Below are 13,466 nucleotides of genomic sequence, written 5' to 3' on the forward strand. Positions count from 1 at the left end.
CTGACCGGGATCTAACAGGAGATGGCTGTATGACTACAGAAAATGAAACGCGAAGCGATAAAGCGGGTGGACTCACCTCCTCCCTGAAAATCGAGATCCACTCAAATTATGCTATCCGTCTCTGGGAAGGTCGCCAGCAATCCCAGTCAAAGGCGGGGGAAAAGAAAGCACGGCATGCCATTATGAGTATGCCACAGGCGATTAAGCGCTCAGGCGTCATCTATCAGGACTCAATTGAAGATAATCCGTGGGCAGATGAGGCGATGTATAAAGTTGAGATGCTTTTGAATGCAGCTGGCGAGCATATCCAGCACCGGGTTGAAGAGCTTGAAGTCATACTGAAGTCTGTTCCCCCCGCGGTATCATTTTCCGATATTGTTTCCACATCACCTCTTAATATAGGCGTGTTCAGCCGCTCCCCGCTGGGTTACAGATGTGTCTGGGTACTCGTCGGCTATGATCAGATGGCGCTTAAAGCATTTCAGGCTGCCCATTATGGTCTTATTTCCCGCAGCCAGCGTGATGAACTACTGAGTCATGGTGCTCACCTCATTCGGAAAGTATATGGCGTTTTGCGACTCTACCGTACCGTCAAAGTAAATCGTTCTGACATTGCAGCCCAAACGCCCGCCTCACTTCAGGCCAAAGAAAAGCTGGGATCACCCGATCCCGAAATCTTCTCTGGTAAGAAGCGTTCTTCTTTTTCTCCTCCTTTACGGAACCCCCTGCCAGAGGAAAAATAATATGATCCGCATATTGTTTCTTACTGCTGCCTTCTCTTTATTAAGCGGGTGCGCAACAACAGACTGGGCTGCGATTAATAAACAGGTCAGTGACACAGCTGCAAACCTGACCAGGACTCTGGGTGGCAGCAGCAGTGGTGAAAGTGGCAGCATGCCGCTGATGAGCCCGGCGGGGCAACAGGCCATGCAGTCCGTCGATAAAACGTTCTCCGTGCCGGTCGATGTGGATACCGCAGCGGCCCGCCTGAAGCGGCATTACAAATTTATCTCCACGCAGGAGCTTGAGGCACTGCGGCAGGCTTCAAATGACGGGGACTGGAAAGCGGCGGCTGAAGATGATGCACATCCGGTCTGGGACGCCATGCCGGGCAGCTACTACAAAATGGGCTCAGACTGGAACGGGCGTGATCACCTGGATATCGAAATCGAGAAAAACGGGTCCGGCAGCAGGCTGTATGTTGTCTATCGCTCCTCGTCATCACAGCGTCTGGCCGGTTCCGGCGTCAAAAAGCTGATGAATGATGTCCGCGCTGTGGCGGCGGGCGAAAAGCGCTGATGCGGGAGGCACTATATGCAACTCTTTTTGTGTGAAAAACCCTCCCAGGCAAAAGATATTGCACGCGTGCTGGGCATCAGCAAGCGGGAGCAGGGCTTCATCAGCGGGGGGGATACCGTGGTGACCTGGGCGATTGGCCACCTGCTCGAAACGGCCAGCCCTGAAGCTTATGGTGAGCAGTATGGCAGACCATGGCGTGCCGATGTTCTGCCTGTACTGCCTGAGGCCTGGAAAATGGTCGTAAAGGAGCAGACAAAATCGCAGTTCACCGTTATCAGTAAGCTCCTTAAAAAGGCATCTGAGGTGGTCATCGCCACCGATGCCGACCGCGAGGGAGAAGTTATCGCGCGTGAGCTGCTGGAATACTGCCGCTACGGTGGCGCGGTGCGACGGCTCTGGTTATCAGCCCTGGATGAGGCCAGTGTGAAGGAAGCACTGAGCAGTATTCTTCCGGGAGAGAAAACAGCCCTGCTGTATGATGCCGGTAAGGGCCGGAGCCAGGCTGACTGGCTTATCGGCATGAACCTGACTCGCCTTTATACTCTCAAAGCCCGTGACTCAGGGGTGTCAGAAGTGCTGTCCGTCGGGCGGGTACAGACGCCGACGCTTGCCATGGTGGTTAACCGGGATAATGAAATCACGTCCTTCGTGCCAAAGCCCTGGTGGCAGGTACATGCGCTTATTGAAAAAGAGGGCGTCCGGTTCCGGGCAGGCTGGGTGCCCGTTGAGCAATACTGTGATGAGGAAAAGCGCTGCATCAATCCCCAGGCTGCCAGGGCGGCGGGGCAGCTGTGTCAGCAGCAGGGCAGGGCTGCGGTACTGGAAGTAACACAAAAGCGGGAGAAAACGGCGGCCCCCCTCTGTTTTGACCTGGGCACCCTTCAGCAGGTCTGTTCCCGAAAATTTGGCATGGGCGCAAATGATGTGCTCGCTATTGCCCAGTCACTTTACGAAACCCACAAAGCGACCACCTACCCCCGTACAGACTGCGGTTTCCTGCCGACATCGATGCAAAAAGAAATACCCGACGTTCTGGCGGCAGTGGCAAAATCCGATCCCGCTGTGGCCCCGGTACTGAATCAGCTGGACAGGCAGTTTGTCTCGCGTGTATGGAATGACAAGAAAATCACCGCGCACCATGCCATCATTCCCACCCGGCAGGCATTTGATATGTCGCGCCTCAGCGCCGATGAGCTGAAGGTCTACCAGCTGATTCGCCAGCATTATTTCGCCCAGTTCCTTCCGCTGCAGGAATCTGACGTGACGGAGGCATCCTTCAATATAGGTGGTCAGCTGTTCCGTACACACGGGAAAGTCAGTGTGGTGACAGGCTGGAAGTCATTGTTCCAGGCTGAAAAAGATGACGATGAAGAGGAAGCCGACGGTGACAGTATGGCGCTGCCGGCGCTGGCAAAAGGGGATATTTGCGCGGTCACCGGTGCTGAGGTTAAGGATATGAAAACCAGTCCGCCCAAACCGTTCACGGAGGGGACGCTGATTGCGGCCATGAAGAACGCGGCCAGTTTCGTCAGTGACCCGAAGCTGAAGAAAGTGCTGCGTGATAACGCCGGTCTGGGCACAGAGGCGACGCGAGCGGGCGTGCTGGAAACCCTCTTCAAACGACACTATCTGGAGAAAAAAGGGAAGCACATCCACTCAACGAAGATGGCCCGTGAACTGATTGCTGCGCTGCCGGAAACGCTGACGAGTCCGGGTATGACTGCCCTGTGGGAGCAGGCACTGGATGATATTTCTCAGGGGAAAATGTCGCTTGCCACCTTTATGCAAAAGCAACTGCAGTGGACGCGTCACCTTGTCGAAAAAGGCCGCCAGGATAGTGTGAAAATCACTGCTCCCGTCACACCTCCCTGCCCGCTGTGCAAGGGGCCTACGCGTAAACGAAAGGGTAAAAAAGGGGATTTCTGGAGTTGTACGCGTTACCCGGACTGCAAGGGTATTATTAACACCAACGGGAAAAAGACCACAAAGCGTAAAAAAGCAGCAACAGGGACAAAAACCGAATCATCAACTCCGTGAAGAGTTATTTCACTGTACAACACCGGGTCGGGTTCTGCTAATGTGACTACGCTTCGATATGTACTCCCTTGCCGGAGGCAGCCAGATTAACTTTAACGGGATTGATCTGGCAACCGGCACAACAGTTTGCCATCGCACATCTGGCAGGAACTGTAAGACGCATGCGCTCCGTGAAAACCGCGTCGGGAACGGATCCCCGGAGTAGTGAGATACTTTAAGGTCTGGTACAGCCCTCACGGCGTTGCTTATGCAACGCCGTTTTCATTTGCCTGTCTTATATACCGGTTGACACATGGCTTGTTTGGTTTAAAAATCAACAGTGCTTACCGCTGTTTTTTACAGCCAGCCAAAGTTTCAGCAGTCTGAGAGAAACGCCTTCGGGTGACTGCCATCTAACGTTTCACCGGTCTGAGAGAAACACCTTCGGGTGACCGGAAAATCCTCGCAGCCTGAGAGAGGATACCTGCGGGTGGTAAATTCGTTTAACCTCTGGAAACGAATGTCACTGCACAGTGACTGAGGTCCTTTCAACATATCAGACTCTCAGGATTCAGCTGATCCTGACCCCCGACGGGAAACCACTCCCGTCAGGGCAGATGGTTTCTCCGTCGTACCTTTTTTTACCTCCATGGAGAAAACATCATGTCTGCAAACAATACTTCTGCATCTGCAAAATCTGAGTACTTCAACCTGACTATCAAAGGCATCGGGTATCTCAGCAACATCCGCCAGGTTAACCATCAGAATGGCTCGTTTCTCAGCTGCGTAATCAATGCACTGAGTGGTCCGACTGATAATCCGGCCTACGTCCGTTTTGACATTTCTGTCGCAGGTAAAGAGGCTACCAGCCTCATCGCCCGCTGCCAGAAAGCCGTCGATGAAGACAAAAAAGTCCTGCTGGGCTTTAACCTGAGTAACCCGTCCACGGACATATTTACGCTGAACAAGGGCGAGCATGCTGGCGAACAGCGTGTCAGTCTGAAAGCCCGCCTGATAAAGGTGGACTGGATCAAAATAGGCCAGGACATGGTTTACAAGACTGAAAAATCTGACTCCGTGCCGCCGCAGAATGGCTCTGCCGCACAACAAAGCTACGCAGAAAACTCATTCTGATGCGCACCTGACACACCCCGTTCGCGGGGTGTTTCTTTATTCTTAACAGGAGAAATGATTATGTCCTCACGCGGCGTTAACAAGGTGATTCTTGTCGGTAATCTCGGTCAGGATCCTGAAGTGCGTTATATCCCCAACGGCAGCGCAGTTGCCACCCTTTCGCTGGCCACGTCTGAGAGCTGGCGCGACAAGCAGTCCGGTGAACAGAAAGAAGTGACCGAATGGCACCGGGTGGTTATTTTCGGCAAGCTGGCAGAAATTGCGGGTGAATATCTGCGCAAAGGCTCCCAGGTTTACATCGAGGGCCAGCTGCGCACACGCAAATGGACCGATCAGTCCGGCCAGGAGAAATACACCACAGAGGTGGTGGTTAACATTGGTGGCACCATGCAGATGCTTGGCGGCCGCCAGTCCGGCAGCGGACAGAATACGTCTTCCCGGAATGACTGGGGGCAGCCACAGCAACCTTCTGGACCGACTCACAGCGGGCAGGCTTCAGGCAGCAGTGCCGGTGCACCACCGATGGACTTTGACGATGATATACCGTTCATTGGCTTCGGTTATGGTGTACCAAAATCGGCAATCCATGCACTCTGAATTAACGGGGCTTTGACTGTAATGACTGTCTCTGACAAACTTCAGGAAGCAACTTTTTTTGTTGCATCTTATGCTATCTCCGGAGCATATCTGTTCCGGCGGTTTCTTCACTTTTTGACTAACGGAGGCTTGTATGGGCGCACGTTACGATTCAGATGTTGTTGCCTGGGCCAGTGAACAGGCAGCTTTACTGCGTGCCGGAAAGCTCAGTCAGATTGATATTGAGAACATCGCCGAGGAGATTGAAGACGTGGGCAAAAGTGAAAAGCGTGAGCTGGCCAGCCGTATGGCTGTCTTACTGGCCCACCTACTTAAATGGAAGTTTCAGCCAACCCATCGTGGTAAAAGCTGGGAGTTAACCATTAAAGGACAGCGTGATTTGATTGTGCGTCGTCTTAACAAGACGCCGAGCCTCAAAAATGCGCTTTCTGATCCTGAATGGCTTGCGGATGTCTGGTTTGACGCCCGCGCCGATGCTTCTAAAGAAACCGGTATTGGTCTCGATATCTTCCCTGAGGACAGCATCTGGACAACAGATACAATTCTCAGCAGCGAATTCTACCCGGACTGATTACTGTCTGGTTCACCGCAACGCCATCCTTTTGGGTGGCGTTTTTTTTCATCCACGGAAAATCAGTTGTTAATTGAGTGAAACCGGACCGATTCCGCACAGTGAGGGCTGTTTTATCACTGTACAGGAAAATTCCGGATGAAACGTCACACCTCTCACAACGTATTTTCACCAGGCAGGCTTGTTGCGGCTCTTCCTCTGCTGTTTCTTGCGGGCTGTGTTTCCCAGCCGCAAAAGCTGCAACAGCGTGCGCCTGCCGACCCGACACCCGGCACCACCGTCACCCGCAACGTTCAGCCGGTCTCGCCGGACGAGTACGCGCGGACGCCGGAAGTGGTGCGCTATGATCGTTATCTGCTGGTCAGCACCGATCCGCAGGCGGCCCAGCGCGACCCTCTTTCCCAGATCATTGATATCCGCATTCCGTCATCCCTGCATCCTACTGTGGCGGATGCGCTGCGTTACGCCCTGCGCCAGTCCGGTTATTCCCTGTGTGCGACGGGCTCTGCCAACGGTGTGCTTTACCGCCAGGCATTGCCGGCGGTCCAGTACCAGCTGGGCCCGATGCGCCTGCGTACTGCCCTGCAGGTCCTGGCCGGTCCGGCCTGGCAGCTTGAGGTGGATGATGTACAGCGGGTGGTCTGCCACAGCCTGCGCGACGGCTACCAGCTGCCTGCCTCCCAGCTTCCGCCGCCGGACAGCACCTGGTCCACGCCTGCGCCGTCAGCAGTGTCACAACCGGCCATCAGCGCCCCGCAGTCCATCCCCGTTAAACCTGTCAGCGGAGGGTTTCTGAGAAAATGAGCGAACAGCAACCCTTCCATTCGGACCCTGCGCCGGCCCGTAAAAGATTCAGCTGGCGTCCCGGCCGCCGCTTCATCCTGGGCACTGCCGGTGGTGTGGCGCTGGCCGGCATTCTGGCGCTGGGCTACACCGCCTTCACACTGGGCATCTCGAATCTCGACGAACGCCTGACGCGTCTTGAATCGCAGGGCAGTACCGCGGCCTCTGCTGAGACGGTCGCGACCCTGCAGTCTGACGTGACCACGCTCAGCACAGGTCTGCAGGACACGCGGAAAAATCTCGGCGAAGTGCAACAGCGGCTCAGCGCTGTTACGAAACAGACCGGCAGCGATGACGCCGTGCGTCAGTCATTGCGAACCCTTCAGGAGGCACAGCAGGGGCTGGAAACCCGCCTGAGTGCGCTCACTGAGCAGCTGGCAGCGCTGAAAACACACCCCGCACCGGCCGCGCCTGTCGCCGCACCGGTCAAAAAAACTGAACCTGCGGCAAAAAAGCCCCGTCCCGCTGACACACGTCGTGCTGCTCCGTCCCTTCGCGTGGTCCGCAGCGCGCCTTTTGTGCTGACAGGCGTGGAGACGCGGGGGAATGATTCCTGGGCGGCCATCGCCCCCCGGGGTTACAGCAGCCTGTCGCAGGTGGCCCTGGTCGGAGAGGGCGAAACCGTGGCCGGATGGACGCTGGTGAGTGCCGGTTATGGTGAGGCGACGTTTCGGGTTAACGGCCGCCTGACCGTGCTCAGAGCAGAATAACGGAGCGAATGATGAAACTGAAACATACCTTTTTAGCCGCCATGTTGCTGAGTTCCCTGGCCCAGGCCGCGACCTCATCAGGGCAGACGGATGTCAGCCGGCAGGAATCAACACAACGGGCGGACTCCGCACAACAAAACCTGCAGCAGCAGGCCGGTCAGTGGGGACTGAGTGCAGACGATTATCAGCGGTATCAGCAGCTGATGAAGGGACCCCGGGGTATCCAGTCGCCGGGGCTCGATCCGCTTTCCACCCTCGGTATCGAGGCGCAGACACCGGCAGAGCGCCGTAAGTTTGCGGAAAAGTGGGTGAAGGAAGAGTTTGACCGCACCCAGAAGGAGCTTGATTTCCAGCGCGAGGTGAACGCGGCCTGGCAGCGCCTGTATCCGGGCACACTGCCGGTCAATATGGGGAACGCCTCCGGCGTGGCGCACGACAGCGGTGGCCGGCTGGCGCTGTTCGTCAGGTCAGAGGACTGCGCCACCTGCGACGCGAAACTGTCTGCCGTGCTGGCTGACAACCGGCCGGTTGACATCTATCTGGTCGACAGCCAGGGCAGTGATGATGTGCTGCGCAACTGGGCGCGGGACCATCACATTCCCGTGGAAAAGGTGCGTAAGCGACAGGTCACGCTGAACCACGACGGTGGCCGGTGGATGCGCTTTGGTAACGGCCTGATGCCGGTATTACTGCAGCAGGCGGGAGATGGTAAATGGGCAATCGCAGCATTCTGACCGGAGCGCTGGCGCTGGGCTTACTGATGGCCGCCGTCCCTGACGGCCATGCTGACCAGACGGTGCCGGAGGGTTACGTCCGCGTGGCCATGGCGCACGGCGTGCCCCCGGAAGCGCTTTACTCGGTCTCCCTGAGTGAGTCATCGCGCAAACTTCCCCGCGGCGTGCGGCCCTGGCCCTGGACCATTAATGTGGCAGGCAAAGGGTATCGCTATGAGACGCGCCTGCAGGCCTGGCAGGCGCTGCAGGTTTTTATGAAGCGTCACCCGCTGAAGCGCATCGATGTGGGTATTGCCCAGGTCAATCTGGGCTGGAACGGTCATCATTTTGCCTCGACGTGGGAGGCGTTTGACCCCTACATCAACCTGAACGCCGCCGCCACCATTCTGCGTGAGTGCTGGGCGCGTAAGCCCGGCAGCTGGCTGGATGCGGCCGGCTGCTACCACCATCCCGCAGGTGGTCAGCCTGCTGCACGTTACCGCGCCATCGTGAGCGGGCATCTGGCAAAAATCAGCCCTGTCCCCCGCATTTCTGCGCCGACAGCGGCAGCGCCCCGTTCGGTTGCTGCGCTCACCCCCGATCCAGGCTTTGTCTGGACTGAACCCGGGAGATAACCCTGATGAAAATGCTTTCGTTACTGCTTTTTTCCCTCCTTCCCCTGACCGGGCATGCTGAACTGAACGTCATTGCTGACCTGGGCGGTCAGGATGCCGCCCCGTACTTTGAGGCCGTTAATAAACAGCCCGGCATGAGTACGGAAGAGATCGCATCTTCCCCCCCGTCACTCGTGGTGCAGGGCGAGGCCGCCATGCTGCCGGTATTCACGCCGGAGTTGCGGCCGGGCAGCGTGGCCGACCGGCCGCTGCAGTTGCCCGGCATCGGGGCGTTGTTTCTTCTCGGGGATGATGCCCTGTCCCGTGACTGGCTGAAGGCCAATGCCGGCGCGTTGTCTGAACAGCATGCGGCCGGGATGATCGTCAACGTCGCGGACATGGCTGCCGTGCGCGAGCTGCGCGAGCTGGCCCCCGGAGTCAGTCTGGCCCCGGCTTCCGGCAGCGAGCTGGCCCGTCGCCTGCAGATTGCGCATTATCCGGTACTCATCACCGATACCGGCCTGACGCAGCAGGTGAGGCCGTAATGGTCGCGACACCGCTCAACGGTCTGCTGACAGGTCACTCCGCAGGGATTGCCATGCTGGTCATCCTGTTCCTGGTGGTGATGGCCTTTCTCAACCTGCGCCGTCGTGAGTGCGCCAGCACCCGTCGTCACCGGCGATACCGGGCAACAGCGGACCGAGTACTGAATAAGCTGACCCGCCTGCCGGGGGATGCACAGCGCCTGACTTATCTGCGCAAAATCAGCCCCTATGTCTTTGAAGAGCTGTTGCTCTCTGCCTTTGAACGCCAGGGGCTGACCGTGGTGCGCAATGCCTCCTACAGCGGTGACGGCGGCCTTGATGGCCAGGTCATCATCGACGGTGAGCACTGGCTTATCCAGGCCAAACGGTACAGCCGTGCTGTTTCCCCCGCACATGTTGAGGACTTCGACCGGCTTCTCCTGCAGTCCGGCCGCCGGGGGCTGTTTATCCACACGGGCCGCACCGGGAAAATGAGCCGCACCCTTCGTACGGCGTCACCGCGCCTGCGCATCATCAGCGGGCAACGCCTGCTGGCCATTCTCGCCGGGCAGGACGTCCGGCAGTACCTCTGAGGAATCATTTATGAATATCATCGTGAACAGCCTGCGCTACGCGTTGTGGCTTGTGTTCTGTTTATTCCGTCATGCCGTGGTCCTGCCTGCCGCTTTCGGCGGTGTAATTCTGCTCGCCTGGATTGTCCTGGGCCATCCGGTCCGTGACCTTAACGACCAGCTGCAGAAGGAGGCAACGGCATGGCGCACCGCGCCGCCCGGACACTACATGTGGGAGGAATGCCCGGCACCTGATAATGCGGCTCCGCCTGAAGCAAAGCCGGCAGCCTGTACCGTCACAGCCGTCTCCACAGAAACCGCGGCGAACAATTACCTGCGGTCATTGCGGGCCGTATGGATTGTTTTTCTCTTTCTGTCGAATGTTCTGTATGTGCTCTGGCGCTTACTGGCGAATGCCCTGCATTACCACTGTCTGCCCCGCAGGGAAGCCGGCTCCGCAAAGGGGACGTATACCCGCAGGGCCGACGGTAAAATCATAAAGGAGACAGACGATGAGTAACCGATACGTTATTGAAGCCCTGTTGCGCCCGGCCGTGGAGCTGAATACCGCCGTGGTGTCGGGCATGGCGGCGTATGTCTGTGTGCAGGCACCCTGGGCTGTCGCCCTGGCTCCGTCTGTCAGCTATGTCACTGCCGCCGGGTTTGCGGCGCTGGCCGTCACCCGCACCCATCAGGGGATGAAGATTATTCGCTACCGCCGGAATCTCCGCCGCCTGCCGCGCTATGTCATGAGTACTAAACAGATCCCCGTCAGCCATCGTCGCCTGTTTCTCGGCCGGGGGTTCCGCTGGACCCAGAAACACACCCAGCGCCTGCAGGATACGCTCCGCCCGGAAGTGGCCCGCTATCTGCAGCCGAACCGCTTTTACCAGGGCGCGCGTCAGCTTGAATTGCTGACAGAACATCGTCTGCCCTGGCTGGGAAAGCTGCTGAGTGCCGACACGCCGCTGAACCCGGTGCGGCCATTACCGCCGGTGGGCGGGAATCCGGCGCTGCACGGCATCGAACCCGACGAAAAAGACGTCACGCTGGCTCTGGGGGAGCGCGTTGGTCATACGGTGGTGTACGGCACCACGCGCGTCGGTAAGACCCGGCTGGCAGAGCTGCTGGTCACCCAGGATATCCGGCGGGGTGAAGTCACCATCGTGTTTGATCCGAAAGGCGACGCAGACCTGATGAAACGCGTCTGGGCAGAGGCCCACCGGGCCGGGCGCGGGGATGAGCTGTATATCTTTCATCTCGGCTGGCCTGAAATGTCAGCCCGTTATAATGCCGTCGGGCGTTTTGGCCGCGTGTCAGAGGTGGCGTCCCGCGTGGCCGGACAGCTGTCGGGTGAGGGGAACAGCGCGGCATTCCGCGAATTTGCCTGGCGGTTCGTCAACATCATCGCCCGTGCGCTGGTCGCCCTGGGGGAACGCCCTGACTACACGCTGATTATGCGCTACGTGAACAATATCGCCGATCTCTATATCCGCTATGCGGAAAAAATCATCCAGGCGCAGTTGCCCTCCCTGCAGACGCAGATTGAGAATAATCAGCAGGTGCTGGGCGAGGACGACGTGCCCCGCAACATGCAGGGGCAGCCGGATGCGTTACGCATCTGGGCCATTGAGGTTGCGCTGAGTTCAGAGGAAGGTAAGAAGCTCTATGATCCCATCCTCGACGGGCTGCGGTCAGCAGTGCGTTATGACCGCACTTACTTTGACAAAATCGTGGCCTCCCTGCTGCCGTTGCTGGAAAAGCTGACCACTGGCAAGACCGCTGAACTGCTGGCCCCTGACTATCTCGATATGGATGACTCACGGCCCATATTTGACTGGGAGCAAATCATCCGTAAAAAGGCCGTGGTCTATGTGGGGCTTGATGCGCTCAGTGACAGTATGGTAGCGAGCGCGGTCGGTAACTCCATGTTCGCCGATCTGGTGAGTGTGGCCGGGCACATTTATAAACACGGCATCAATGCGGGCCTGCCGGGCGGGAAAGAAGGGAAGTCCCTGATTAACCTGCACTGCGATGAGTTTAACGAGCTGATGGGGGATGAGTTTATTCCTCTTATCAACAAAGGGGGCGGTGCCGGCATGCAGGTGACGGCCTATACCCAGACATCTTCTGATATTGAAGCCCGCATCGGGAATGCGGCCAAGACGGCCCAGGTACAGGGTAACTTTAACAACCTGATTATGCTGCGCGTCAGGGAGAACCGCACCGCTGAGCTGCTGACCACGCAGCTGCCGCAGGTGGAGATTTACACCAAAACGCTGGTCTCCGGGCACCAGGACACGGCCGATGTCAACGCAGACCAGGACTTCACCTCCAGCACCCAGGACCGCGTCGGGACGGTAAAAGTCCCGCTGCTGGAGCCGGCTGATATCGTGACGCTGCCGAAAGGGCAGGCGTTTGCCCTGCTGGAAGGCGGGCAGCTGTGGAAAATCCGCATGCCGCTGCCTGCCGGGGATGCTGATGATGTGCTGATGCCGGAAAGTATTGAGAAAATAGCGGAGGAGATGCGGCGCAGCTATCACAGCGGCGAATCCTGGTGGCGGGACGGTCCGGCCCTGAACGTGCCGGTCACAGGAGGGGGAGAATGGTTGAGGTAAAACGTCCCCCACAGCAGCAGACGCTGCCGGAGCGCAAACACGGCATGCTGTATAACCTGCTCTGGGGCTGGCCATGGGCCCTGGTGGGCGTGGTGCTGTCCTCGCTGCTGCTGAGCCTGCTGATTGAATATATCGGCATCGCCTTCTTCTGGCCGGAAGCCGGGGCGGCGCACAGTGAAGCGGTCATGAACACCGAGCTGGGGTGGCTGTCCACAGAGTTCACCCGCAGCCTGCTGCTGTCTGAGCCATCGGTGACGGTTGTGCGCTGGGTGAGTACCGCCTATCAGTGGGCCTTTGTGGACAGTGGCTTCCTGGACTGGGTCCGGCAGCAGTATGCACACCAGATGCACAGTGACAATGCCGTCACCCGGGAAATCAACAGCTGGAGCGGCTGGCTTGCCGGCTACCTGCGTGAATACCTGCTGGCCACGGTGTGGATAAGCATCATTACCCTGGTACGCGTCACCATCCTGGTGCTGTCCGTGCCGCTGTTTGTGCTGGTCGTGGTGGTGGCGCTGGTTGAGGGGCTGGGGCGGCGTGATCTGCGGCGGTACGGGGCGGGGTATGAAAGTTCGTTTGTCTATCACCATGCCAAAAAGCTGGTCAGACCGGCCGCTGTGGTGCCCGCCATGCTGTACCTTTCCTGGCCCACGGCAGTCTACCCGAACTTGCTGTTGTTGCCGGCGGCTGTCCTGCTGGGGATCGCCGTGACCGTGACCACGGCTTCGTTCAAGAAGTATCTTTAAATCAGGGCTGGACGGAGGCGTGCAAAACGTGTTTTGCGCGCCTGCCGTCAGCAGACAAGCCATGAAACGACTGTTCATGGCGCGTCAGTATCAGTGAACCGCCAATCCTGTAAGCTCATCCCCCACGCAGCACTGACCTGCAACTAATTTTGAAATTCCTGCTCAGGTTTATCGCTGACCTGGCGCTCTCCCTTCCGCATCCTGTCCGCACCCCTTAATCCTTCTGGAGGTGCGTATGAACTCAAGTCGTCCGGCTATGTGGCACAACCATCGTGTCCCGGGCATCACCGGCCTGCTGCTGCTGACCTTTCTGGCGTCAGCTACTGCACAGGCATCCGAGAAAGACGAGCTTGCGTCTGTTCAGCGTCAGCTGGACCAGGTTCAGGCGTCGCTTGAACGGGCCCGCGTGGCGGCAGCACAGGCCGACCCGGCTGACCGTGGCCGTTTTTTCTTTGATTACCGTCAGGCCACATCCGATCTCAACACCATCCGCAGCGGCATTGACCGCT

General features: G+C 58.0%; 16 protein-coding genes. All 16 read left to right on the forward strand.

From position 1 onward, the window contains the following. Positions 1-29: 29 nt before the first annotated feature. Positions 30-743: a PFL_4669 family integrating conjugative element protein gene (locus QZ766_RS16135; RefSeq protein ID WP_297203693.1), complete on the forward strand. Its 714-nt coding sequence runs from the start codon at positions 30-32 to the stop codon at positions 741-743. A 1-nt stretch (position 744) separates the two neighbouring features. Beyond that, positions 745-1,299 (forward strand): hypothetical protein, encoded by a 555-nt coding sequence (locus tag QZ766_RS16140; protein ID WP_297203695.1) that lies wholly within the window; start codon positions 745-747, stop codon positions 1,297-1,299. Positions 1,300-1,314: 15 nt separating this feature from the next. Then, positions 1,315-3,336 carry a DNA topoisomerase III gene (locus QZ766_RS16145; RefSeq protein ID WP_297203696.1) on the forward strand — a complete coding sequence of 674 codons (2,022 nt, stop codon included), beginning with the start codon at positions 1,315-1,317 and terminating at the stop codon, positions 3,334-3,336. A gap of 642 nt (positions 3,337-3,978) precedes the next feature. After that, on the forward strand, positions 3,979-4,449 hold the full coding sequence (locus tag QZ766_RS16150; RefSeq protein WP_147199764.1) for an STY4534 family ICE replication protein: 471 nt from the start codon (positions 3,979-3,981) through the stop codon (positions 4,447-4,449). A gap of 60 nt (positions 4,450-4,509) precedes the next feature. Continuing rightward, on the forward strand, positions 4,510-5,046 hold the full coding sequence (locus QZ766_RS16155) for a single-stranded DNA-binding protein (protein WP_297203722.1): 537 nt from the start codon (positions 4,510-4,512) through the stop codon (positions 5,044-5,046). A gap of 133 nt (positions 5,047-5,179) precedes the next feature. Then, positions 5,180-5,617 carry a DUF29 domain-containing protein gene (locus QZ766_RS16160; protein WP_187800979.1) on the forward strand — a complete coding sequence of 146 codons (438 nt, stop codon included), beginning with the start codon at positions 5,180-5,182 and terminating at the stop codon, positions 5,615-5,617. A gap of 138 nt (positions 5,618-5,755) precedes the next feature. Further along, positions 5,756-6,421 carry a PilL N-terminal domain-containing protein gene (locus QZ766_RS16165; RefSeq protein ID WP_297203700.1) on the forward strand — a complete coding sequence of 222 codons (666 nt, stop codon included), beginning with the start codon at positions 5,756-5,758 and terminating at the stop codon, positions 6,419-6,421. After that, positions 6,418-7,170: a hypothetical protein gene (locus QZ766_RS16170; protein ID WP_297203702.1), complete on the forward strand. Its 753-nt coding sequence runs from the start codon at positions 6,418-6,420 to the stop codon at positions 7,168-7,170. Before QZ766_RS16165 ends, QZ766_RS16170 begins: the two co-directional genes overlap by 4 nt. Before the next feature lie 11 nt (positions 7,171-7,181). Further along, positions 7,182-7,904 (forward strand): TIGR03759 family integrating conjugative element protein, encoded by a 723-nt coding sequence (locus QZ766_RS16175; protein WP_297203724.1) that lies wholly within the window; start codon positions 7,182-7,184, stop codon positions 7,902-7,904. After that, positions 7,883-8,518, forward strand: a complete 636-nt coding sequence (locus tag QZ766_RS16180; RefSeq protein ID WP_297203704.1) for a lytic transglycosylase domain-containing protein — start codon at positions 7,883-7,885, stop codon at positions 8,516-8,518. The genes QZ766_RS16175 and QZ766_RS16180 overlap by 22 nt, the downstream gene beginning before the upstream one ends. 5 nt (positions 8,519-8,523) lie before the next feature. After that, entirely contained in the window at positions 8,524-9,042 is a 519-nt protein-coding gene (locus tag QZ766_RS16185; protein ID WP_297203706.1) for an integrating conjugative element protein, read from the forward strand. Further along, positions 9,042-9,614: a restriction endonuclease gene (locus QZ766_RS16190; protein ID WP_297203708.1), complete on the forward strand. Its 573-nt coding sequence runs from the start codon at positions 9,042-9,044 to the stop codon at positions 9,612-9,614. The genes QZ766_RS16185 and QZ766_RS16190 overlap by 1 nt, the downstream gene beginning before the upstream one ends. A 10-nt stretch (positions 9,615-9,624) precedes the next feature. Continuing rightward, positions 9,625-10,113 carry a hypothetical protein gene (locus tag QZ766_RS16195; RefSeq protein ID WP_297203710.1) on the forward strand — a complete coding sequence of 163 codons (489 nt, stop codon included), beginning with the start codon at positions 9,625-9,627 and terminating at the stop codon, positions 10,111-10,113. Next, entirely contained in the window at positions 10,106-12,211 is a 2,106-nt protein-coding gene (gene traD / locus QZ766_RS16200; protein ID WP_297203712.1) for a type IV conjugative transfer system coupling protein TraD, read from the forward strand. Before QZ766_RS16195 ends, traD begins: the two co-directional genes overlap by 8 nt. Beyond that, positions 12,199-12,957, forward strand: a complete 759-nt coding sequence (locus QZ766_RS16205) for a TIGR03747 family integrating conjugative element membrane protein (RefSeq protein ID WP_297203714.1) — start codon at positions 12,199-12,201, stop codon at positions 12,955-12,957. The genes traD and QZ766_RS16205 overlap by 13 nt, the downstream gene beginning before the upstream one ends. A gap of 235 nt (positions 12,958-13,192) precedes the next feature. Further along, on the forward strand, positions 13,193-13,466 hold a 274-nt coding region (locus QZ766_RS16210; RefSeq protein ID WP_297203716.1), incomplete at its 3' end, for an RAQPRD family integrative conjugative element protein.

Origin of the sequence: uncultured Pluralibacter sp., from assembly GCF_913775985.1 — a bacterium.
Classification (GTDB): Bacteria; Pseudomonadota; Gammaproteobacteria; order Enterobacterales; family Enterobacteriaceae; genus Pluralibacter.